The sequence below is a fragment of the Sphaerisporangium krabiense genome (assembly GCF_014200435.1).
GTDB classification, from domain to species: domain Bacteria; phylum Actinomycetota; class Actinomycetes; order Streptosporangiales; family Streptosporangiaceae; genus Sphaerisporangium; species Sphaerisporangium krabiense.
Map to the genome: position 1 here is coordinate 4,508,952 of NZ_JACHBR010000001.1, position 21,799 is coordinate 4,530,750.

The following is a 21,799-nucleotide window of genomic DNA, read 5'->3' on the forward strand; positions in this document are numbered from 1 at the left end:
CGGACGGCGGGGGCGGGCGCACGGCCGAGTACAGAAAGCGGAGAGACGGCGTGGAGCTGCGATATCAGGTGACCGGGCCCGAAAACGGGCCGCTGCTGGTGCTGGGGCCCTCCCTGGGCACCACCACCCACATGCTGGAGGCGCAGGCCGCCGACCTGAGCCGGTCGTGGCGGGTCCTGCGCTACGACCATCCCGGCCACGGGAGCTCTCCCGCGGCCAAGAGCCCCTTCACGGTCGAGGACCTGGCGAGGGCCGTGCTCGCGCTGGCGGACGAGGACCGCTTCGCCGTCGGGGGCGTGTCCCTCGGCGGCGCGGTGGCGCTGGCCGTCGCCGCGCTGGCCCCCGAGCGCGTCACCGACCTGGTGCTCTGCTGCACCGCGGCGCGGTTCGGCGAGCCGGGGCCCTGGCGCGAGCGGGCCGCGCGCGTGCGCGCCGAGGGCATGGGCTGGCTGGCGGGCATGGTCACCGCCCGGTGGTTCACGCTGGGCGTGGACCCGGAGGTCGCCGAGCCGGTGCAGTCCACGCTGCTCGGCACCGACCCGGAGTCGTACGCGCTGGCCTGCGAGGCGATCGCGGGGTTCGACCTGCGGGACGCGCTGCGGGACGTCAGGGCCCGCACGCTGGTGATCGCGGGGGACCAGGACCCGGCCACGCCCGTGGAGTACGCCGAGGTGATCGCCGACGGGATCCCCGGCGCCCGCCTGGCGGTGGTCCCCGGCGCGGCGCACCTGGCGAACGTGGAGCAGGCCCCGGTGGTGGGCGGGCTGATGACGCGGTTCCTCGGGAACGGCGTGGGCCTGAAGACCCGCAGGGAGGTGCTCGGCGACGCCCACGTGGACCGGGCGCGCGCGGCCGTCACCGACTTCACCGCCGACTTCCAGGAGTTCATCACCCGCTACGCCTGGGGCGAGATCTGGACGCGGCCCGGCCTGGACCGCAGGACCAGGAGCTGCATCACGCTGGCCGCCCTGGTCGCGCGGGGGCACCTGGAGGAGCTCGCCATGCACGTGCGGGCCGCGCTGCGCAACGGCGTCACGCCCGACGAGATCAAGGAAGTGCTGCTGCACAGCGCGATCTACTGTGGCCTGCCCGCCGCGAACGCGGCGTTCGCGGTCGCCCAGACGGTACTAAACGAGGACATATAACCGTCATCCCGACACGCCCGACATAAACATTTTAAAAATAAACTGTCCGCCCGTTTACCGGGCGATGACCCGCCAACTCGAAGGCGCCCCGCGACACGCCGGGGCGCTTTTGAGTTCCGCGCGGACGGCATGTAAGGTCGGCTGTGTCGTGGCGCAGCCTCGCCACCTCGTGGTCTCCGGGAAAACATCCGACCGTTTGTTTTCCCACCGGCGGTCGTAGCGCTTCTCCCGTGGTTTTCCGTGAATGCGGGGTAAGGTCACGCTATGCAGCCCCGAGTCGCCGGCCCGGCGGCCCGGTGAAGCTCTTACCAGGGAGAAAGCAGTTGTCTGAAGGCACCGTCAAATGGTTCAACGCCGAAAAGGGCTTCGGTTTCATCGCCCCGGACGATGGTGGTGACGACGTGTTCGTCCACTATTCGGCGATCACCTCCGGCGGCTACCGCACATTGGACGAGAACCAGCGCGTCACGTTCGTGACCGTGCAGGGCGCCAAGGGGCCGCAGGCGGAGCAGGTCACCGTCATCTGAGCCCGGCCATTCTCATCCGAGCCCGTACCGCGCCGCCGGTACGGGCCTTCGGTCTTTGAGGCCGCACCATCCGGTCAGATAGTCCGCCGTTCTCCGGGGTAGTCGCGACCGGGTGAGACTCACCAACACCTCTGACCTGTGGTGGAAGAACGCCGTCGTCTACTGCCTGGACGTCGAGACGTACGCCGACGGCAACGGCGACGGTATCGGCGACTTCCGGGGCCTCACCGAGCATGTCGACCACCTCGACCGGCTCGGCGTCACCTGCCTATGGCTGATGCCGTTCTTCCCGACCCCCGACCGGGACGACGGATACGACATCACCGACTTCTACAGCGTGGACCCCAAGCTCGGCACGCTCGGCGAGTTCGTGGAGTTCATGCGGGTCGCGCGCGACCGGGGAATCCGGGTCATCGCCGACCTGGTCGTCAACCACACCTCCGACGAGCATCCGTGGTTCAAGGAGGCGCGCTCCAGCCGCGACTCCCGCTATCGCGACTGGTACATCTGGTCCGACACCCCCGAGCCCGACGACCCCGAGGGCGTGGTCTTCCCCGACAAGGAGGACAGCCTGTGGGAGTTCGACGAGGGCAGCGGGCAGTACTACTACCACCGCTTCTACCGTTTCCAGCCCGACCTCAACGTCGCCAACCCCGAGGTCCGCGACGAGATCGCCAGGATCCTCGGGTTCTGGATGGAGCTCGGCCTCTCCGGCTTCCGCGTCGACGCCGTCCCCTTCCTGGTCGAGGACGTCGGCATGAAGGAGGAGTCCGCCAAGGAGGCCAAGGATGCCAAGGCGGCCGATGAGGGCTCCCGCGACGGGAAGCGGCAGGAGCCCCCGCACGCGGCCGGGGAGTGGCAGGGCGGCCAGGGCGCGGGCGAGCGCCGGGGGCGGTCCGACGACGACGGCGGGCTGCCCGACGTCCACCGCTTCCTGCGCGACATGCGCGCCTTCATGAACCGCAGGAACGGCAGCGCCATGCTGCTCGGCGAGGTCAACCTGCCCTACCCCGACCTGCTGAAGTTCTTCGGCAACGACCTCGGCGACGAGGTCACCATGTGCTTCGACTTCATCGGCATGCAGCGCATGTACCTGGCGCTCGCCCGGGGCGAGGCCACGCCGCTGGCCGAGGCGCTGCGGGAGCGCCCGTACCCGCCCAGCGACTGCCACTGGGCCACGTTCGTCCGCAACCACGACGAGCTGACGCTGGACAAGCTGACCGGCGCCGAGCGTCAGGAGGTCTTCGACGCGTTCGGCCCCGACAAGGACATGCAGATCTTCGGCAGGGGGCTGCGCCGCCGGCTGCCGCCGATGCTCGACGGCGACCCGCGCAAGATCCGCATGGTCTACAGCCTGCTGTTCTCCCTGCCGGGCACGCCCGTGCTGTTCTACGGCGAGGAGATCGGCATGGGCGAGAACCTCAAGGCCGAGGGGCGCCAGGCCGTCCGCACCCCGATGCAGTGGACTCCGCACAAGAACGGAGGCTTCTCCACGGCCGAACCGTCCGAGTTCCGCAACCCGATGACCGAGGGCGAGTACGGGCCCGAGAAGGTCAACGTCAGCGCGCAGCGGCGCGACCCCGACTCGCTGCTGATGTGGATGACCAAGCTCGTCGAGCAGTACCGCGAGTGCCCGGAGCTGGCCTGGGGACGCTACGAGATCCTGGACACCGGCGAGCCGTCGGTGCTGGCCCACCGCGCCGACATCGACGGCGCGACCGTGCTGGCGCTGCACAACTTCTCCGACGAGGAGGTCTCGTTCAGCCTCCGCCTCGACGGCCTGGACGACGGCCAAGTGCTGACCGACCTGCTGGTCGACGGCACCACGAAGATCTCGGCGGACGGCGACGCCGACATCGAGCTCGGCCCGTACGGCTGCCGCTGGCTGCGGGCCTCCGAGCCCGAGCTCGCGCCCGCCGACGCGGCCGACGTCGCCGACTCCGAGGCCCGGCAGGTCCAGGACGCCTGACCCGGGAGCGCCGTCCCCGAGGCGCCCCTGACCCCGTCGGCGCAGGTCACCGGGGCCGGACCCTGATCCGGACCCCGGTGGCGGCACGCTGAGCCCGGGGTCGCCTCGGGGCCGCTCCAGGGCTCCATCCGGCCGATCTCCGATGTCCGCGCAGGTCACGGGGCGGGAGAGTCGACGGCATGAACAGTCGTCTCACCGCCGGGGGGTTCGCGGCCCTCTTCTGCGGCGCGGCCGCGATGGCGGCGCTGCACGTCGTCTCCGACCTCGATCCGCTCCGGGGCATGATCAGCGAGTACGCCTACCACCCGAACGGCTGGCTGCTGCCGGTCTCGCTGACGCTGCTCGCCGTCGGGTCGGCGCTGTTCGCCGTGGACATGGCCAGGCGGAACATGGGACGGCCGGCCGCGCTGCTGCTCGGCGGCTGGAGCGTCTGCATGCTGCTGATCGGGGCGTTCCCGACGGACGCGCCGGGGATGTCGCTGTCGATGTCCGGAGGGATCCACCGCTACGCCGCGTTCGCCGCCTTCGTCTGCATGCCCGCGGCGGGCCTGGTCGTGGCGGCGCGCGGCGGCCGGCACGCCCGCGCCCTGCGCGCGCTGAGCTTCGCGGCGGGCGTCTTCCTGGTCCTCGTGCTGGTCCCCTACGCCATGCGCATGGTCGGGCTCGACCCCGGCGCCGTGCCCGCCGGGCTCACCCAGCGCATGGTCGTGGTGACGGAGGTGGTGATCCTCGCCCTCGTCGGGCTGACGGCCGTCACCGGCCGCGGTCGCCGTCCGGCCGCCGCGCGGGCGGTCGTCCAGGACCGGCCGGTGAACGCCGTCCCGCAGAGGGTGTGACGGGCACCCTAGATGAGGCCGAGTTCGGCGACCGCGTCGCGCTCCTCGCCGAGCTCGCGCACCGAGGCGTCGATGCGCTCGCGCGAGAACGCGTTCACCGGCACGCCCGGCACGATCTCCCAGCGCCCGTTCCTGGACACCGCCGGGAAGGACGAGATCAGGCCCTCGGGCACGCCGTAGGAGCCGTCGGAGGTCAGCGCCACCGAGGTCCAGTCGCCCTCGGGGGTGCCGTTCACCCAGTCGTAGACGTGGTCGATGGCCGCGTTCGCCGCCGAGGCCGCCGAGGACGCGCCGCGGGCCTCGATGATCGCCGCGCCGCGCTTGGCCACGGTCGGGATGAAGGTGTCGCGCAGCCACGCCTCGTCGACCTGCTCGGCGGCGATCTTGCCGTTGACCTCGGCGTTGTAGAGGTCGGGGTACTGCGTGGCCGAGTGGTTGCCCCAGATCGTCATCTTGCTGATGGCGGTCACCGGGACGTTCAGCTTGGCGGCGAGCTGCGACAGCGCCCGGTTGTGGTCCAGGCGGGTCATCGCGGTGAAGCGCTCGGCCGGGACGTCGGGGGCGTTCGAGCGGGCGATGAGCGCGTTGGTGTTGGCGGGGTTTCCCACCACGAGCACCCGTACGTCGTCGGCCGCGTGGTCGTTGATGGCCTTGCCCTGCGGGCCGAAGATGCCGCCGTTGGCCTGCAGGAGGTCGCCGCGCTCCATGCCCGCCGTGCGCGGCCGCGCGCCGACCAGCAGGCCCACGTTGGCGCCGTCGAAGGCGACGTTGGGGTCGTCGCTGATGTCGATGCCGGCGAGCAGCGGGAACGCGCAGTCGTCCAGTTCCATGGCGGTGCCCTCGGCGGCCTTCACGGCCTGCGGGATCTCCAGCAGGCTGAGCCGCACGGGCACGTCCGGGCCGAGCAACTGACCCGAGGCGATGCGGAAGAGCAGCGCGTAGCCGATCTGACCGGCGGCGCCGGTGACGGTGACCTTGACGGGAGCCTGCGTCATGACGTTTCCCTACGTGGACGGTTGACGTTTTCCGAACAGCCGAAGGCTATCCGTTCGCCCAGCACATCCCGCAGGCAGGTGGCGCGGTCGGCCCGGCGCGGGCGCAATCCGTTGACGGTCACCCCCCGGCGATCTACGGTGAGCTCCCCTCCGTTCCTTCGATGGCGAGTTCAGGAGGTTCCATGGCCGTGGTGGAGACCGTGCGCGGGCCGGTGGAGGTCGAGCGGCTGGGCGAGACGCTCATGCACGAGCACGTGTTCGTGCTCGACCCTCAGCACGTGCAGGACTACGGCGAAGGGGCGTGGTGGGACGAGGAGTTCCGGGTCGCCGACGCCATCGCCAAGCTGCGGAAGCTCGTGGCCAGGGGGGTGTCCACCATCGTCGATCCGACGGTGTGGGGCATCGGCCGGTACATTCCGCGCGTCCAGCGGGTGGCCGCCGAGGTGCCCGAGCTCAACATCATCGTGGCCACCGGGCTGTACAGCTTCGCGGACGTGCCGTTCGCGTACGCCAACCAGGGGCCGGGCACGCTGCTCGACATCCCCGAACCGATGGTGGAGGACTTCGCCAAGGACATCACCGACGGCATCGCCGGAACCGGCGTGAAGGCGGCGTTCCTCAAGTGCGCGATCGACGGTCACGGCCTGATGCCGGGCGTGGAGCGCATCCTGCGGGCCGTGGCGCTCACCCACGTCAGGACCGGCGTGCCGATCACCGTGCACACCGACCCCCACACCCAGACCGGCCTCGCCGTGCTCGACGTGTTCACCGAGGAAGGCGTGGACCTTACCAAGGTCGTGCTCGGCCACTCCGGCGACAGCAACGACCTGGACCACCTCATGCGGCTCGCCGACTCCGGGGCGACGCTCGGCATGGACCGCTTCGGGCTGGAGTTCTACAACCCCACCGGCTCCCGGGTGGACACGGTCGTGCGCCTGTGCGAGCGCGGCTACGCCGACCGCATGGTGCTCAGCCACGACTACGCCTGCTTCATGGACACCGTGGGGGAGCACTGGGACGAGGCGCTGCCGCAGGTCGCCCCGCAGTGGCACTACGGCCACATCCACGACGACATCCTGCCCGCCCTGCGCGAGAAGGGCGTCACCGACGCGCAGATCCACCAGATGCTCGTCGAGAACCCCCGCAGGCACTTCTCCTGACGGGCGTGCCGTCCGCCGCCGCGGACGGCACGCCCCTCACAGGCGTTACTTGAGTCCCTTGTCCAGCCCGGCCTTGCGCAACGCCTCGGCCAGCGCGCCGCCGCCCGTGGCGCCGCGGTCCTGGCGGGGCCGGCCGCCCCCGCCGCCCCCGCCGCGCCGGTCGGGCTTGCCGCCGCCGCCCCGGTTGCGGTCCCGGCCGCCGTCCTGCCCGGACTGCCCGGACCGGCCGCGGGTCTCGGTCTCGTCTTCCAGCCGCAGCGTCAGCGAGATGCGCTTGCGGGGGATGTCGACGTCGAGGACCTTGACGCGGACGATGTCGCCGGGCTTCACCACCTCGCGCGGGTCCTTCACGAAGTTCCTGGACATGGCCGACACGTGCACGAGGCCGTCCTGGTGCACGCCGACGTCCACGAACGCGCCGAACGCCGCCACGTTGGTGACCACGCCCTCCAGCAGCATGCCGGGGGACAGGTCCGCCAGCGTCTCGACGCCCTCCTTGAACGTCGCCGCCCGGAAGGCCGGGCGCGGGTCGCGGCCCGGCTTCTCCAGCTCCTTGAGGATGTCGGTGACCGTGGGCAGGCCGAAGGTGTCGTCGGCGAACCGCGCCGGCTCCAGCGTGCGCAGCGCCGCGGTGTTGCCGATGAGCGTCTTGATGTCGGTGCGCGCCGCGTCCAGGATGCGCCGCACCACCGGGTACGCCTCCGGGTGGACGCTGGAGGCGTCCAGCGGGTCGTCCCCGCCGGGGATGCGCAGGAAGCCCGCGCACTGCTCGAACGCCTTCGGGCCGAGCCGGGGGACGTCCTTGAGCGCGCGGCGCGAGCGGAACGGGCCGTTGGCGTCGCGGTGCTGCACGATGTTCTCTGCGAGCCCGGAGCCGATGCCGGACACGCGGGTCAGCAGCGGCGCCGACGCGGTGTTGACGTCCACCCCGACCCCGTTCACGCAGTCCTCCACGACCGCGTCCAGCGACCGCGACAGCTTGGTCTCGGCCACGTCGTGCTGGTACTGGCCCACGCCGATGGACTTGGGGTCGATCTTGACCAGCTCGGCCAGCGGGTCCTGGAGGCGGCGGGCGATCGACACCGCGCCGCGCAGCGACACGTCCAGGCCGGGCAGCTCCTGCGAGGCGTACGCGGAGGCGGAGTAGACCGACGCGCCCGCCTCCGACACCACGACCTTGGTGAGGCCGAGGCCGGGATGGCGCTTGATCAGGTCGCCCGCGAGCTTGTCGGTCTCGCGCGAGGCGGTGCCGTTGCCGATGGCGATCAGCTCGACGCCGTGCGCGCCGGCGAGCCTGGCCAGGACCTCGATCGACTCGTCCCAGCGGCGGCGCGGCTCGTGCGGGTAGATCGTCTCGGTGGCCACGACCTTGCCGGTGGCGTCCACGACGGCGACCTTCACGCCGGTGCGCAGGCCCGGGTCGAGCCCCATGGTCGGGCGGGTGCCCGCGGGGGCGGCGAGCAGCAGGTCGCGCAGGTTGGCGGCGAACACGCGCACCGCCTCGTCCTCGGCTGCCTGCCACAGCCGCATGCGCAGGTCGATGCCGAGGTGGACCAGCACACGGGTGCGCCAGGCCCAGCGCACCGTGTCCAGCAGCCACCGGTCCGCGGGCCTGCCCCGGTCGGCGACGCCGAAGTGCCGGGCGATGCGGACCTCGTACCCGTTCGGGCCGTCCTCGGCCGGAGCCTCCTCGGGCTCCAGCACCAGGGTGAGGACCTCTTCCTTCTCCCCGCGGAACATCGCCAGCACGCGGTGGGAGGGCAGCTTGGTGAACGGCTCGGCGAAGTCGAAGTAGTCGGAGAACTTGGCCCCGGCCTCCTGCTTGTCGTCCCTGACCCGGGAGACCAGCCGGCCCCGCGTCCACATCTGCTCGCGCAGCGAGCCGATCAGGTCGGCGTCCTCGGCGAACCGCTCGATCAGGATGGCGCGCGCCCCCTCGAGCGCGGCGGCGGCGTCCGGCACGCCCTTCTCGGCGTCGGCGTACGGCGCGGCGGACTCGTGCGGGTCGTGTGAGGGGTCGGACAGCAGCAGGTCGGCCAGCGGCTCCAGCCCCGCCTCGCGGGCGATCTGCGCCTTGGTGCGCCGCTTGGGCTTGTACGGGAGGTAGATGTCCTCCAGCCGGGCCTTGGAGTCGGCCGCCATGATCTGCGCTTCGAGCGCGTCGTCCAACTTGCCCTGGGAACGGATCGACTCCAGGATCGCCGCGCGCCGCTCCTCCAGCTCGCGCAGGTAGCGCAACCGGTCTTCGAGCGTGCGCAACTGCGCGTCGTCGAGCATCTCGGTCGCTTCCTTGCGGTAGCGGGCGATGAACGGCACGGTCGCCCCGCCGTCGAGCAGCTCGACGGCGGCCTGCACCTGCCGCTCGCGCACGCCGAGCTCCTCGGCGATCCGCTGGTGAATGGAGATCGTCACGGTGTTGGTCCGCCTTCGGTTCGAGGTACGGGGACGATTGTGCACCCCCGCCCCTCGATTGTCGCGCCCCGCGGGACGCGGTCAGGGCCCCGGGAACGCGAAAGGGGAGCCGCGCCCCGCGCGCGGCTCCCCTTCGTGCCTGGGGCTAGCCCAGGCCGCTCTTCATCGCGGCGATCAGCTCACCGTTGGTGGTGTCTCCGGTCAGCTCCCAGAAGAAGGCGCCGCCGAGCCCCTGGCTCTTGGCCCACTGCATCTTGCTGGTGATCGTCGCCGGAGTGTCGTAGCTCCACCACTGGCCGTTGCAGAACGCGTAGGCCGTACCCGCGATGGTGCCGTTGGACGGGCAGCGGGTCTTGAGGACCTTGTAGTCCTCGATGCCCGCCTCGTAGGTGCCGGGGGCCGCGCCGGTCGCCGTGCCGCCAGGCGTCGCCTGGGTCACGCCGGTCCAGCCACGACCGTAGAAGCCGATGCCGAGCAGGAGCTTGTTGCCGGGGACGCCCTGCGCCTTGAGCTTGGCGATGGCCTCCTCGGTGTTGAAGCCCTCCTGCGGGATGCCCTGGTAGGACGTCAGCGGCGAGTGCGGAGCGGTCGGGCCCTTGTCGGCCCATGCGCCGAAGAAGTCGTACGTCATCACGTTGTACCAGTCGAGGGACTGCGCGGCGCCCGCGTAGTCGGTCTTCTCGATCTTGCCACCGGCGGAGGCGTCGGCGGTGATGGCCGCGGTGATGATGTAGCTCTGGCCGAACTTGGCGCGCAGAGCCTGGGTGAGGCCCTTCAGCGCGTTGGGGCCGCTGGTGTCACAGGTCAGGCCACAGGCGTTCGGGTACTCCCAGTCGATGTCGATGCCGTCGAAGACATCGGCCCAGCGCGGGTCCTCGACCAGGTTGTAGCAGGAGTTCGCGAAGGCGGTCGGGTTCTGCGCCGCCTGCGGGAAGCCGCCGGACCAGGTCCAGCCACCGAAGGAGTAGATGACCTTCAGGCCGGGGTACTTGGCCTTGAGCTTGCGGAGCTGGTTGAAGCTGCCGCGCAGGGCGCCGTTGTCCCAGGTGTCGGCCTGGCCGTCCACGCTCTCGCCGGCCTGGTAGAACCGGTCGTAGTCGGCGTAGCTGTCACCGATGGTGCACTGGCCGTTGGTCACGTTGCCGAACGCGAAGTTGATGTAGCCGAGCTTCGCGGCGGAACCGCTGGTGTCGATGTTCTTGACGTGGTAGCCGCGTCCGTAGACGCCCCAGTCCACGAAGTAGCCCATCAGCTTGTTACCGCCGCCGCCGCCCTTCTGGGTGGTGGCGCTGATCTGGTTGCTCGCGTCCGACAGGTTGTTCGCCGCGTCCTTGGCCTTCACCGTGTAGGTGTAGGTCGTGTCCGCGCTGAGGCCGGTGTCGGTGTAGGTGGTGCCGGTGACCGTGGTGACCAGCGTGCCGCCGCGGTAGACGTTGTAGCCGGTGACGCCCACGTTGTCGGTGGAGGCGTTCCAGGCCAGGATCACGCTGGAGGTCGTCGTGCCGGTGGAGCGCAGGTTGCCGGGCGCGCTCGGCGGGGTCTTGTCGCCGCCGCCATCGGCGTCGGTGGTCACGCTGAGCGTGTTGCTCGCGTCCGACAGGTTGTTGGCGGCGTCGCGGGCCTTCACCGTGTAGCTGTAGGCCGTGCTCGCGGTCAGGCCGCTGTCGGTGAACGTGGTGGTGGCGACCGTGGTGACCAGCGTGCCGCCGCGGTAGACGTTGTAGCCGGTGACGCCCACGTTGTCGGTGGAGGCGTTCCAGGCCAGCGAGACGCTGTTGGCGGACTTCGCGGTCGAGCGCAGGTTGCCGGGCGCGCTCGGCGGGGTCTTGTCGTCGCCACCGGTGTTGTCGGTGGTCACGCTGACGGCGTTGCTCGCGGCCGACTGGTTGTTGGCGGCGTCGCGGGCCTTCACCGTGTAGCTGTAGGCGGTGTTCGCCGTCAGGCCGGTGTCGGTGTAGGTGGTGCCGGTGACCGTGGTGACCAGCGTGCTGCCGCGGTACACCAGGTAGCCGGTGACGCCGACGTTGTCGGTCGAGGCGTTCCAGGCCAGCGAGACGCTGTTGGCCGTCTTGGCGGTCGAGCGCAGGTTGCCGGGGACGCTGGGCGCCGTGGTGTCGGTGCCGCTGCCGCCCGCGAGCGCCCACAGGGCGGGGACGTTCGGCGGCTCCCAGCCGGGGAGCGAGGTGTGGGCCTGCACGCACTTGTAGTCGACGCCGTTGTAGGTGACGATCGTGCCTGCGGTGTACGCCGTGTTCGGGGCCCAGGCCGCGGCCAGGGCGACGCTGCTCGACGCGGTGGAGGTGGCGGATGCGCTGGGGCTGAGCGCCACCGCCGTACCCAGCGGGAGAAGCATCGCTCCCGCTGCGATTAGGAGTTTCGCGGACCTGTATTTCATATGGTGCTCCACGTCCATCGGGCGGATGGGAAGGGGGGGTACAACTGGACGCATGTACGGAGCCGACGTGCCGCCGAAGCCGGGACAGTGACGTCGGCCGGTCGCCGGGTGTGCCGGGCGACAGGAGGAGCCAGGCATGGGTGTGGTGGGGATCGCGGCATACTGCGACCTTCCTACCTTGGGCTAGAGCCCTTACTTTTAGGAAGCTTTCCTTTTAATTAGCTGGAAACCTACCCGCAGGCGCTTGCGCCGTCAATGTCTCTGGCACACCCGAGTCGGGTGCTCTCCCGCCGGGCCCGCTCCCGGCCTTCCGGGGGACGCGGGCGCCCCGGGCCGCGCGCGTCTTCTCACCTGGCCAATTCCCGGCGACGGGACGGACCGGGGACGAGAGCGGGCGCCGCGTCATTCCATAGCGGCACGGGCTCAAACGAGATGATCGTCACACGGCCGCCACGGGTGGGCCCTCTCCGGCGGGCCGCCCCGCGACGCGGTGCGGTGCGGTTACGCTCGGAGGTATGAACGTGGCGGAAAGCCTGACCTACGAGCGGTTCATCGCGGCCGCGGAGGCCGAGACGAGCCGGATGGCCGCCGCCGCGCGGGAGGCGGGCCCCGAGGCCCCGGTGCCCACCTGCCCCGGGTGGAGCGTCACCAAGCTGCTCAAGCACCTCGGCATCGTCCAGCGCTGGGCCGCGCACATCGTGGGCGAGCGCGTCCAGGTGCCGGTCGGCACGCGCCAGGTCCCCGTCGAGCTCCCCGGCGACCCCGGGGACTACCCCGGCTGGCTGGAGGACGGCGGGCGCGCGCTCGCCGCGACGCTGCGCGCGGCCGGCCCCGGCGCGCCGGTGTGGTCCTGGGGGCCTGGCGGGACCGCCGGGTTCTGGGCGCGGCGCATGGCGCACGAGGCGGCCGTCCACCGGGCCGACGCCGAGATCGCCGCCGGCCTCGCCCCGCGGTTCGACGCCCGGCTCGCCGCGGACGGCGTCGACGAGTTCCTCGGCAACCTGGGCATGGTCCCCGCGGTCGCCGAGCGCCTCGCCGCGCTGGGCGAGGAGAGCCGCACGCTGCACTTCCACGCCACCGACCTCGACGGCGCGGGCGAGTGGCTGGTCAGGCTGACGCCGGGCGGGTTCACCTGGGAGCACGGCCACGGCAAGGGCGACGTCGCGGCGCGCGGCACGGCGAGCGACCTGCTGCTGCTCGTCTACGGCCGGTCGGATCCGGCGTCCGGCCGCGTCGAGGTCCTCGGCGACGAAGGCCTGCTGACGCGGTGGCTGGCGGCCACACCGCTCTAGCCCCGGCTTCCGGGCGCGCGGTGCCGTCACGGGCGCGGCGACCCGGAGGGCGCGCCGTTCAGAGGTAGCGGCCGGTCTCGCCCCAGTGGGCGGCGTCCAGCGCCTGGTCCGGCACCTCCTGCGGGCGGTCGGTCGCGACCACTTCCACCATCTCGCCCGGCCGGACGCGCTCGGGCAGCGTTCCGAACCTGACGTACCTCAGGAACGCGTACTCTTCGGGGCTGAACTGCTCCACCGGCGCGTCCTCGTCGTGCATCGCGGCCTCCTCACCCACGACCATTGTCGCCAGCCGGACATCACCCCGCAATCGCCCCGATCACCCTCGCATCTCCTCAATTCAGCCGGATCCATGCAGACGGCGCTTCCAGTCGGGGCCGAGCGCGTCCGCGTACGCCGCGCGCTCGCGGGACAGCTCCGCCCAGTCCTCCGGCCTCTCGGCCACCGCCAGGCAGTCGCTGCCGTGCAGGCCCCACACCTCCGCCTCCACCCAGCACAGGTGCCGGTACTTGCGCGGCGCCGTGGCCTGCGCGCCGAAATCCCAGCCCACCGCCGACACCGCCTTGCCCGAGAACTGCCGGGCCGCCCGGTCGGCGTACGCGCGCCGGGTGAGCGTGTCCGGGTGCAGGAAGGAGAGGTCGAACCCGTTGAGGCCGAGCCCGAACGCCGCGAGGCCGTAGAGGAACGTCGCCCGGATCCCCCGCCGGGCGCAGAAGGCGGTGATCCGCCGTGCCCCGCGCAACGCCCCCGCGTACGACAGGACGTACACCCGCTCCAGCCGGTGCGACTCCAGGTACCGGCCCAGGGCGGCGATGATCGTCGCGCCGGAGGCGACGGTGTCCCCCACCAGCAGCGTGTCGGCGGGCGCCTCGAACTGGGCGTAGGACACCTCGACCCGCGCGGTGTCCGGCGAGACGGCCACCCGGGAGGTCGCGACGAGGTTCAGCGGCAGGTTCTCGCCGCTCTGCCGGACGGCCGCCTCGCCGAGCTGGTAGACGAGGCCCTTGCTCAGGATCGCCAGCTCGGCCGTGCGGCCCGGCTGGTACTCGTCGCCGAGATGGCCGAGGAAGAGCCGGCTCGACTCCAGGCAGGCGCGGCGGAAGTCGGCGCCGATCAGGTTGCGGTCGAACAGCAGCCGTTCCAGCGCGCCGTTGTGCACGACGTACAGACGGGACCCTCGGGTGCCCGCCTCGATGAGCTCCGCGGTGCTGCCTTCCGCGTCGAGGATCACCTGTCTCCTCCTGTTCCGTGGTGGGCGTGCTCTCCGGCGATGACGGTCAGCCGGGCGCGCGGGCCAGACGCTCGGCCACCGCCGCCACGTTCGACACGGCCTGCCCGCAGGTCAGCGCGGGATCGAGCCCGGCGCCCGCGCGCACCACCGCGCACCTGACCGCGTCCGCCGAGCCGCTCCCGTACAGCGTGGAGGTGATGACCCCGAACTCGGGACGGGACCTCAGCAGCACCAGCTCCCGCCACGTCGCCCCGTCATGGACGAACTCGTCGACGCGCAGCCAGCGCAGCGCGAGGTCGAGGCGGCGGTAGGAGAGCACCCGTCCCCGCAGGCCGTCCTCGGTCTCGTCCAGGCCGCACGACAGCGGGGCCAGGGGCAGGTCGGTGAGGAGCGAGGCGTCCAGGTCGCGCACGTAGCAGCGCAGGTACGCGGCCGACACGAACTGCGCGAGACGGCCGCGAGCCTGGTCCGGGACGGGCGCGGGCAGCGTGCGCTCGACGAACCGCCTGACGAACGCCTGCCCGTCCAGCCGGTCCGGCGACGCCGCCATGACGGCCGCCACCTGATCGTACGGACGCCCCCAGGCGCGCGCGAGCGTGCGGACGAGCCCGGAGAGGTCACCGTCCGGGGTCACCGCCCTTTTCCACATTTCGGCGATTCCCGTGGCGGTCGGATCGCCGAAACGGGGATACCAGGCGAGGTCGGGGGCGACGCGGAGCGGGCCCGCGCGGGCGTACGCATTCCCGCGGTCGCCGCGGTACTCGCGCGCCTTTCTTTCGCGGTACGCCGACAACTCCGGAGTGGTCGAGGTATGGCGCACCAAGCCCTCGTGGACGAGCGGCGTCAAATTCCCGAGGAAAACGCCGAACCACGGCAGCTCGAACATGGAGGACGACGGGAACAGCAGATAGGAATCGGTCAGCAGGACGGCGAGCCGCGTCGCGTCCAGCGCCTGCCGCATGGCCGCCTCCGCGTCCCGCCCGGCCGCGTCCCTGCCGTAGCAGGCGAGGATCTCCGGGTTGAGGTACTGGACGAACAGCGGCCTCTCACGACGGTGGGTCCCCTCGCGCGCGGCCTCGGTCCGCCGGGCCGCGGCCGTCCCGTCGGGCGTCACCGGTGTCCCGCCGAGCGTCACGTTCACCGACAGGTCGCGCGCCGCCGTGAACGCGTCCCCGCGGGCCAGCACCCGCTGCCCGGCCATGTGCCCGTGCCGCGCCGCCCACGGGACGGGGCGGCGCGGCGGCCCCGGTCTAGGCTTCATCGGGATCGCGGGGGACGGCGGGGCGCGGGGTGACGTGCAGGTCGCGGGCCGAGGTGTAGGAGTCGCGTCCGGCGTTGATCTGCTGGACCACCGTGAAGGTGTCGCGGGCGGTGGCCTTGCGCGCCTCGTCGACGAACTCCCGCAACTCGGGCGCCGCCTCGCCGTGCCCGCTCAGGAACGCGCCGAGCATCGCCGCCCACCGCCGCCGCTCCTCGGCTGCCGACCCCGGCGAGCCGGCGGCCGCACGCAGATGTCGCTCGGTGACGTCGAGCTGCCCGGCCAGGTCCGGATCGTCCTCGCCGCGATGACGGTTGAAGATCTTGGCCAGACGGGCCTTCGCGGTCTCCCAGGTGTCCCGGGTCACCGCCTGGACGAGGGCGGTGCTCGCGACGCCCGCAAGGGCGGCCATAGTGGGGTCCATCGCGATACTCCTTCGATGCGACGCGTTCCCCACTAACGACTGATCGGCTGGTTGCCCCGCTAGTATGCCTCCGCCGAGTGACGCATTTCCAGGGATTTATAAACGTTCATGTAAACAGCCGGTGATCGTGCGCCGCGCCGGCAATACCGCCTTCCGCGTCACCGTCGTGAAACGTTTCATTCTTTCCCAAACGTTCCCATACCAAGATTCCATAACCCTCCACCATGAGCGAACGCCACCGATTCGGCTAAGAGACCGGCAGGGGGTCCTGCCCGAGGAAACGGTGGCCGTTGGCGGCGGAGCGGCGTACGGCGGCGAAACCGTAGTCGATCATCGCGGTTTCGTACGCGCGGAGCGCCGGCACGATCGGGCCGCCGTCGCGCAGGGCCTTCGCCAGCGTGGCGGCGTCGCGCAGGGCGGTGTTGGCGCCGACCCCGCCGGCCGGGCTCATCGCGTGGACGGCGTCCCCGAGCAGGGTCACGGTGCCGGTGGACCACGGGTCGACGGGCACGCTCGTGCGAAGGACGGCGGGGAAGAGGCCGGCCGTGTCCCAGTGCTCCACGATCCGCCGGATCCGCGGATGCCAGCCGTCGACGAGGTCCAGCACCATGGCGCGCAGGTCCACGCCGGACATCCGGAGCAGATCGGCGTCGGTGCAGGGCAGATGCTCGGGGCGGGCGCCGAAGCCGCAGGTCATGTACGACAGATGCGGGGTCTCCACCGGCGCCACGCCGACGAAGGACCCGTTCGGGCCGATGACCGCGGTGAACACGTTGAACATGTCGGCGGTGAACAGTTCGCGGGTCCGGTCGTCGAGCGGGACGGTGCCGTACAGCTGGCGCAGGCCGGTGTCGACCACCTGGGCGTGCGGCAGCAACCGGCGTCGTATGACGGAGTTGACGCCGTCGGCGCCCACCAGCACGTCACCGGCCGCGCTGGTCCCGTCGGCGAAACGGGCGGTGATCCTGCCGCCGGGTTCGATGGCGTATCCGGTGCAGCGCCGGCCGAAGGCGACCACGTCCTCCAGGCCGGTCAGGAGAATGCGGCGCAGCGTCAGCCGGTCGACCGCCAGCGGCGCCGTCTCCTCGGCGGATTCGACGGTCCATCGATGGCCGAGCCGCTCGTCGAGGAACACCGAGCGAGGGCCGGGCCGTCCGGAGGTGTCCAGGAACGATCGCCACAGCCGGGACGGCAGGGCGTCGCGCAGCGCGCGCTGACCGTCCGCGTTGATGTGCAGGCGGTAGCCCTGGCGGCGGAAGATCGGCGTCGCGTCCCGCTCGTGGACCGAGACGCCGATGCCGTCCTGGCGTAGCCGCTGGGCCAGGCACAGCCCGCCGAGGCCGGCGCCGATGACGAGTACGTGCATGGTCGTGGCTCCCTTCTGTCACGACCAACCCTCGGTGCGGGACACCGCTCGCACCGAGTCGGACCGGGAGTCGTGCGCGGTTTCCGCCGCGGACGACGTTCCCGGCGGCGGTTTCCGTCACCGCAGGACGGCTCCGGCGCGCTTCACCGTCCGGATCAACGGCAGGGTCTCCACATGGCGGACGGCCTTCAACGCCCCGATCCGCTCGGTCAGGTACCGGTACAGGTCACGTGAGTCCCGGCACGCGACCCCGGCGTAGAGGTTGGCCGCGCCGGTCGTGGCCGCCGCCACGGTGACCTCCGGATGAGCGGCGAGGGCCTCGCCCGCGGCGGCGAGCCTGGAGGGCTTCACCGACATCCACAGGTAGGCCTCGGCCTGGTATCCGAGCAGTCCCGGCGCGATGTCGACGTCGAAGTAGAGCGCCCCGCTCTCCCGCAGCCGCGCGAGCCGCCGCCGTACCGTCGACTCCGACCGGCCCGTGACGCCGGCCAGCTCGGCGTGCGAAAGGCGCGCGTCCCTGGCCAGGGCCTCCACCAGGGCGTGGTCCTCGTCCTCCACCACGATCGGCGCTCCGCCGTCCTGAGGCGGGACGGGCGATGGCCGCAGGCGCTCGATCTGCTCGTCGGACAGCGCCCGCAGCCCTGCCCATCCCGTCGGCCCGCCGGTGAACATGTGCAGCATCCGGTGCGCGCTGACCGAGGTCACCTGCCGGGTCCGCGGCAGCTTCTCCAGCAGGAACGCGTCGCGTTCCGCCGCCGTGCGCGCCAGCGTGCCGCAGACGATCTCGGTGCCCCCGGACAGCAGGCTCACCCAGGAGGTGTCGGAACGACGCGCCAGAGCCGTCGCGAGGGCGAGGCCGGCGTCCGGAGCGCATCGCAGCCGGATCGCCCAGGAGGCGTAGCCGAGGCGCAGCCCGTCCACCACGCCGACGACGCGGAGAGCCCCTGCCGAACGCAGCCGCCGGTAGCGGCGGGCGACCGTGTTCTCCGAGACGCCGAGCGCCTCGCCGATCCTGCTGAACGGTGCTCGGCCGTCGAGCTGCAACGCGTGGGCGAGAGCGACGTCCAGCGGATCGAGCGCGACGGATTCCACCCGGCGAGCCTATTGGTGGCGCATCGCTCCTTCCGCCCTCCCCGGCCAGGGTCTTGCGACGGGCGCCGCGGCGGCAGGCCGGCGGCGTGGGGTCAGGCGGACAGGCGGTGCGGAGGCGAAGGCGCGAGCAGGTCGGGGAGCGGGCAGCCCAGGGCCCATTCGGCGAGCTGGGCTCGGGCGATCATGGGAAGCTCGGCGGCCCGGCCCTCGCGTAAGGCGGCCGAGGTGAAGCCGCTGGAGGTCACCAGCAGGCCGGTGTGGCCGGCGTAGGCGTGGGCCAGGGCGCCGAGCAGGTTGCGCACGTGGGGAGAGCCCACGTTGTTCGACCAGCGCTTGCACTGGACGGCGAACAGGCGGCCGTCCGGCGCGACGGCGAGGACGTCCACCCCGCCGTCGCCCGCGCCGCCCGTGACGCGGACCTTGCGGAAGCCGTCCCGCCGGAGCAGCGCCGCCACCAGATGCTCGAACTGCTCGCCGCTCATCTGGTCGATGGTCTCCAGGCGGGCGTTCGCGCGCAGGTAGTGGTCGCGCTGCCGGTGCGACCGGCGGGCGAGGAGCAGCGCCACGGCGGCGACCGCGACGCCCGCCGTGAGGGTGGCCACGAGCAGCCACGGCCCGGACGCGCGCACGAACCCGACGGTCGCGTTGATCAGCGGGACCGCGACGACCAGCCCCACGAGCGCCCACATGATGCCGTCGCCGCTGCGCCTCCCAGCGCGCCGGGCCGGTCGTCGTCGAGCCATCGCGAACCTCCTCGAAGACCCAGGGGGCACCTCGGGACCGAGGTGGCCACACCGAAGAGTGTGAACCCCGCCACCGACAAAATGCGGAAGAGGCGTCTCTGCCGTGGGTGGGGCATCGCTCGCGGAGACCCATGACGTCGGAGCCGTGCGGCGCCGTCCCGCTCACTCGGGCGACCGTCGATGAGGATCACGAGCCGCTGCTCGGCCAGGGAGTCGCGCGGCGAAGACCCGGCGTGCGGGTGCGCTGCCGCCGAGCTCCTAGATCATCCCACGTTCCGCGGGCCGTCGTGACCGGATGCTCCCCGCGTACCTGACGAAACGGCCGTGACGCAGGGGCGGAGCGGGGGAAAAAGGTTTCGGCGCCACGCCCCGCCGCCGGCGCGTGGCCGCCCGGCCGGCGCTCGGATCACTGCGTGGCGGCGGTGCGGAGCGCGTGGAACTGGTCCAGAAGGGCCTGGTCGCCGGTGCGGCGTACGGCCTCGCCGCCGTCGCGGTTCCACAGCCACAGCAGGAGCGGGACGGCGTCCCCGCTGACGAGCGCGTCCCCGTCGAAGCCCGTCCGGGCGTCCTCGACCGCGACGCCGCCGGGCAGCGCCCGCACCGTCCACGCGTGGTGGCTGGTGGAGACCGAGAGGGGACGCTGGTCGGGCGCGTCGAGCAGCGTGCCGAAGTCGTCCTTCCAGCGGGTGCTTCCGTAGCCGACGAACAGCTTCAGGACCTCGTCGATGCCGTCGAGGGCGATGTCACCGGGAATGCCGGACACCGGCCGCCCGGCCGCGAGCTCCGCGTCGACGCGGTGGATCACGGTCTCCTGGGCCATGCGGCGGATCCAGAACCCGACGGTCTGGTCGGGCTCGTACCACGAGGGCGCGGCGTCCCCGGGCTCGTGCGCGGAGAATCGCCCGGTCAGGACCGCGTACGCCGTGTCGAGCGCGGTCAGGGGGTCCGGGTGCTCGTCCGGCAGGGACTCGGGGAAGGCGCCGAGCCTGATGATCTCGGCCTTGTGGAGGTACACGTGGGCGACGTGCCGGGCGAGGTCGGCGGCGGACCAGTCGGGGCAGGACGGCACCCGCGCGGCGGGGTCGGCGGCGGCGACGGCATCGCGGAGCAGGTCGAAGTCTTCCTGAAGACGACCGAGCAGACGAGAGGAATCCATACCTCTCATCGAAGCGCACCCACCGGACCGCCCGAACCTGGTTTTTCCCGCGCCGATGACCGCGAGGGCGTCACGGGACCAGGGCCGAGATCTTCTTCGGCACGCACATGCGCCACGACTCCACCACCAGCTCGCGCATCTCGGCGCGGTCGAGGGCGGCCAGGCGGACGCGGACCCAGTTGTAGCGCTCGTCGGAGGGAAGCGGCATGACGAACTTCTCCGGATTCCCCGCGACCAGCCCCGCCCGTTCCTCCTTGGGGAACCCGAAGCCCATCAGCGTCTCGTCCGGTGAGACGGACAGGTACACGATCTTCCCGATCCGGAACTTCACATGATCGCGAATCAGGTGCTCGGTCGTCCGGGGCAGCGCCGACGCCACCGCACGGATCTCCTCGACGGTGACCATGTGCCCCTCCCACGGGTCCGGCGGCTCCCGCGAACGACCCGGACGGCCGCCCCGTTCCGGCCGATCATATCCACGCCGCGTGGGACGGAGCGCCCGCCGGTTGGAGGCCGTCCGCCGATGCCGGCCCGCCCGCCCCCACCGGCGCGGGCGCCGGCGGGCGCCACCGGTCCGGGGCTCCGAGACGTCCGGAGGCGAGGGACTCCATCGCCCGGACGACCCCGTACGGGCCGGGGGTGTCGCGCAGGAGGGCGCCGAGGCGGCGGGCCCGCTCCGCGGCGGCGGTCGCGGCGAGATGGCCGGCGGCCTCCTTGAGCTCGGCGGACGTCGGCACGCCGCCGAGGACGCGGGCGGCGCCGTGCGCCTCCAGGACCGCGAGGTTGTAGCGGGGCTCGACGTGGTCGCCGGGCACGCCGACGACCGGCACTCCGGCGAGCATCGCCGCCATCAGGCTGTTCTGCCCGCCCCGGGTGACCAGCAGGTCCGCTCCGGCCAGGGCTCGCGTGATGCCGGGCGTCCGCGTCACCGTCACGTTGCCGAAGGTGTGCGGCAGCACGTGGCCGCCCACCCGGTCCTCGCGGGCCGCGACCAGCACGTCGTGGGCGGGCGGCGGGAAGGCGTCCGCGAGCTCGGGGAGCAGGTCCTCGATCGTCACCGTCCCGGCGCTGAGGTAGACCACGACGCGGCGGACGCCGTCCGCGGGCGGCGCGGGGGCGCCGGCCAGTTCGAGCGGGGCGAACAGCAGCGGGCCGGCGTACAGCGTGCCCGGCAGCGTGGCGGGCAGCGGCTCCAGGGCGGGCACGGTGGGCGCGACGTTCAGCGTGCCGCCGCCGTGCAGGAGGCGTTCGACGCAGTCGGGGGCCTCCAGGCCGTGCGCGCGGCACAGCGCGGCGTAGGCGTCCTGGACGTGGCGGAACGCCGTGTCCTCCTCGCCTCCGCCCACCAGGCGGGTGACGTCCGGCGTCGCGATCGTCGCGACCAGCGGCACGCCGGTCAGGCGGGCGGAGACGGCCAGCGTGGCCTGCCACTCGGTGAAGATCACGTCCGGCCGGAACGCCTCGATCGCGGCACGCTCGGCGGTCACCGCCGCGTCCAGGTAGCCGGGTTCCGCCATCCCGCGCACCCACAGGGCCTCGGCGAAGGTGGCGTAGTTGCCGTCGCGGACGGTGGCGGGACGCCGGGGGCGCGGCACCGCGTACGTGGCGCCGAGGGGGTGGTCGCCGAGCATGGGGTATCCGGCGGGCGCGAGGAACGCGACCCGGTGGCCGCGCATGACGGCCTGCTCGGCCACGGCCAGGCACCGCGTCACGGCTCCGACGCCCGCCGCGCCGGCCAGAGGAGCGAAAAGGACACGCATCCGGTTTCTCCTGTCACGAGGGACGGAATGTGCTTGCGGGG

19 protein-coding genes are annotated in these 21,799 nt (G+C 72.1%); 6 read left to right on the forward strand and 13 right to left on the reverse strand.

Translation table 11 applies throughout. From position 1 onward, the window contains the following. Positions 1 to 68 precede the first annotated feature (68 nt). The 4 genes from pcaDC to BJ981_RS19980 all read left to right on the forward strand — a co-directional run bounded on the left by pcaDC (position 69) and on the right by BJ981_RS19980 (position 4,477). A complete protein-coding gene (gene pcaDC, locus BJ981_RS19965; RefSeq protein ID WP_239139685.1) occupies positions 69 to 1,145 on the forward strand; it encodes a bifunctional 3-oxoadipate enol-lactonase/4-carboxymuconolactone decarboxylase PcaDC in 1,077 nt (358 codons plus the stop codon). A gap of 323 nt (positions 1,146 to 1,468) precedes the next feature. Next, the gene (locus tag BJ981_RS19970) at positions 1,469 to 1,672 is read left to right on the forward strand and encodes a cold-shock protein (RefSeq protein WP_184612824.1); all 204 of its coding nucleotides are present in this window, start codon (positions 1,469 to 1,471) and stop codon (positions 1,670 to 1,672) included. Between the two features lie 112 nt (positions 1,673 to 1,784). Continuing rightward, positions 1,785 to 3,641: an alpha-amylase family protein gene (locus tag BJ981_RS19975; protein ID WP_239139686.1), complete on the forward strand. Its 1,857-nt coding sequence runs from the start codon at positions 1,785 to 1,787 to the stop codon at positions 3,639 to 3,641. A gap of 179 nt (positions 3,642 to 3,820) precedes the next feature. After that, positions 3,821 to 4,477, forward strand: a complete 657-nt coding sequence (locus BJ981_RS19980; RefSeq protein WP_184612825.1) for a DUF998 domain-containing protein — start codon at positions 3,821 to 3,823, stop codon at positions 4,475 to 4,477. 8 nt (positions 4,478 to 4,485) lie between these two features. Here the strand turns inward: BJ981_RS19980 and BJ981_RS19985 are convergent, their stop codons facing one another. Beyond that, complete coding sequence (locus tag BJ981_RS19985) at positions 4,486 to 5,472, reverse strand: malate dehydrogenase (protein ID WP_184612826.1); 987 nt, start codon at positions 5,470 to 5,472, stop codon at positions 4,486 to 4,488. 182 nt (positions 5,473 to 5,654) lie between these two features. Here BJ981_RS19985 and BJ981_RS19990 point away from each other — a divergent pair, with 182 nt between their 5' ends. Beyond that, positions 5,655 to 6,632 carry a phosphotriesterase family protein gene (locus BJ981_RS19990; RefSeq protein ID WP_184612827.1) on the forward strand — a complete coding sequence of 326 codons (978 nt, stop codon included), beginning with the start codon at positions 5,655 to 5,657 and terminating at the stop codon, positions 6,630 to 6,632. Between the two features lie 45 nt (positions 6,633 to 6,677). On the opposite strand, the gene BJ981_RS19995 is transcribed toward BJ981_RS19990, so the two are convergent. Both BJ981_RS19995 and BJ981_RS20000 read right to left on the reverse strand, forming a co-directional pair. Further along, positions 6,678 to 9,044 (reverse strand): Tex family protein, encoded by a 2,367-nt coding sequence (locus BJ981_RS19995; RefSeq protein ID WP_184612828.1) that lies wholly within the window; start codon positions 9,042 to 9,044, stop codon positions 6,678 to 6,680. A 145-nt stretch (positions 9,045 to 9,189) separates the two neighbouring features. Next, positions 9,190 to 11,397 carry a glycosyl hydrolase family 18 protein gene (locus tag BJ981_RS20000; protein WP_275422334.1) on the reverse strand — a complete coding sequence of 736 codons (2,208 nt, stop codon included), beginning with the start codon at positions 11,395 to 11,397 and terminating at the stop codon, positions 9,190 to 9,192. Positions 11,398 to 11,954: 557 nt separating this feature from the next. On the opposite strand from BJ981_RS20000, the gene BJ981_RS20005 reads away from it, so the two are divergent. Beyond that, entirely contained in the window at positions 11,955 to 12,731 is a 777-nt protein-coding gene (locus BJ981_RS20005) for a maleylpyruvate isomerase family mycothiol-dependent enzyme (protein ID WP_184612830.1), read from the forward strand. A gap of 58 nt (positions 12,732 to 12,789) precedes the next feature. Here the strand turns inward: BJ981_RS20005 and BJ981_RS20010 are convergent, their stop codons facing one another. The 10 genes from BJ981_RS20010 to BJ981_RS20055 all read right to left on the reverse strand — a co-directional run bounded on the left by BJ981_RS20010 (position 12,790) and on the right by BJ981_RS20055 (position 21,758). Beyond that, positions 12,790 to 12,987 carry a hypothetical protein gene (locus BJ981_RS20010; RefSeq protein WP_184612831.1) on the reverse strand — a complete coding sequence of 66 codons (198 nt, stop codon included), beginning with the start codon at positions 12,985 to 12,987 and terminating at the stop codon, positions 12,790 to 12,792. Between the two features lie 81 nt (positions 12,988 to 13,068). Next, positions 13,069 to 13,959 (reverse strand): hypothetical protein, encoded by an 891-nt coding sequence (locus BJ981_RS20015; RefSeq protein ID WP_184612832.1) that lies wholly within the window; start codon positions 13,957 to 13,959, stop codon positions 13,069 to 13,071. A gap of 46 nt (positions 13,960 to 14,005) precedes the next feature. Continuing rightward, a complete protein-coding gene (locus tag BJ981_RS20020; protein ID WP_184612833.1) occupies positions 14,006 to 15,220 on the reverse strand; it encodes a hypothetical protein in 1,215 nt (404 codons plus the stop codon). Next, positions 15,210 to 15,641: a hypothetical protein gene (locus BJ981_RS20025; RefSeq protein WP_184612834.1), complete on the reverse strand. Its 432-nt coding sequence runs from the start codon at positions 15,639 to 15,641 to the stop codon at positions 15,210 to 15,212. The genes BJ981_RS20020 and BJ981_RS20025 overlap by 11 nt, the downstream gene beginning before the upstream one ends. A 247-nt stretch (positions 15,642 to 15,888) precedes the next feature. Then, entirely contained in the window at positions 15,889 to 17,007 is a 1,119-nt protein-coding gene (locus tag BJ981_RS20030; RefSeq protein WP_184612835.1) for an FAD-dependent oxidoreductase, read from the reverse strand. 117 nt (positions 17,008 to 17,124) lie between these two features. After that, entirely contained in the window at positions 17,125 to 18,099 is a 975-nt protein-coding gene (locus BJ981_RS20035; protein ID WP_184612836.1) for an Lrp/AsnC family transcriptional regulator, read from the reverse strand. Positions 18,100 to 18,191: 92 nt separating this feature from the next. Next, entirely contained in the window at positions 18,192 to 18,842 is a 651-nt protein-coding gene (locus BJ981_RS20040; protein ID WP_184612837.1) for a restriction endonuclease, read from the reverse strand. A gap of 406 nt (positions 18,843 to 19,248) precedes the next feature. Then, the gene (locus BJ981_RS20045; RefSeq protein WP_184612838.1) at positions 19,249 to 19,998 is read right to left on the reverse strand and encodes a maleylpyruvate isomerase N-terminal domain-containing protein; all 750 of its coding nucleotides are present in this window, start codon (positions 19,996 to 19,998) and stop codon (positions 19,249 to 19,251) included. 70 nt (positions 19,999 to 20,068) lie between these two features. Then, positions 20,069 to 20,404 (reverse strand): MmcQ/YjbR family DNA-binding protein, encoded by a 336-nt coding sequence (locus BJ981_RS20050; protein WP_184612839.1) that lies wholly within the window; start codon positions 20,402 to 20,404, stop codon positions 20,069 to 20,071. 64 nt (positions 20,405 to 20,468) lie between these two features. After that, positions 20,469 to 21,758, reverse strand: a complete 1,290-nt coding sequence (locus BJ981_RS20055) for a glycosyltransferase family protein (protein ID WP_184612840.1) — start codon at positions 21,756 to 21,758, stop codon at positions 20,469 to 20,471. Positions 21,759 to 21,799: the final 41 nt, after the last annotated feature.

Coding starts and splice junctions, on each gene's coding strand:
- BJ981_RS20030 (WP_184612835.1), bottom strand. CDS start 17,007: ATGCACGTACTCGTCATCGGCGCCGGCCTCGGCGGGCTGTGCCTGGCC.
- BJ981_RS20005 (WP_184612830.1), top strand. CDS start 11,955: ATGAACGTGGCGGAAAGCCTGACCTACGAGCGGTTCATCGCGGCCGCG.
- BJ981_RS20045 (WP_184612838.1), bottom strand. CDS start 19,998: ATGGATTCCTCTCGTCTGCTCGGTCGTCTTCAGGAAGACTTCGACCTG.
- BJ981_RS19985 (WP_184612826.1), bottom strand. CDS start 5,472: ATGACGCAGGCTCCCGTCAAGGTCACCGTCACCGGCGCCGCCGGTCAG.
- BJ981_RS20020 (WP_184612833.1), bottom strand. CDS start 15,220: ATGAAGCCTAGACCGGGGCCGCCGCGCCGCCCCGTCCCGTGGGCGGCG.
- BJ981_RS20055 (WP_184612840.1), bottom strand. CDS start 21,758: ATGCGTGTCCTTTTCGCTCCTCTGGCCGGCGCGGCGGGCGTCGGAGCC.
- BJ981_RS20010 (WP_184612831.1), bottom strand. CDS start 12,987: ATGCACGACGAGGACGCGCCGGTGGAGCAGTTCAGCCCCGAAGAGTAC.
- BJ981_RS19980 (WP_184612825.1), top strand. CDS start 3,821: ATGAACAGTCGTCTCACCGCCGGGGGGTTCGCGGCCCTCTTCTGCGGC.
- BJ981_RS20050 (WP_184612839.1), bottom strand. CDS start 20,404: ATGGTCACCGTCGAGGAGATCCGTGCGGTGGCGTCGGCGCTGCCCCGG.
- BJ981_RS20040 (WP_184612837.1), bottom strand. CDS start 18,842: ATGGCTCGACGACGACCGGCCCGGCGCGCTGGGAGGCGCAGCGGCGAC.
- BJ981_RS20000 (WP_275422334.1), bottom strand. CDS start 11,397: ATGCTTCTCCCGCTGGGTACGGCGGTGGCGCTCAGCCCCAGCGCATCC.
- BJ981_RS20025 (WP_184612834.1), bottom strand. CDS start 15,641: ATGGACCCCACTATGGCCGCCCTTGCGGGCGTCGCGAGCACCGCCCTC.
- BJ981_RS19990 (WP_184612827.1), top strand. CDS start 5,655: ATGGCCGTGGTGGAGACCGTGCGCGGGCCGGTGGAGGTCGAGCGGCTG.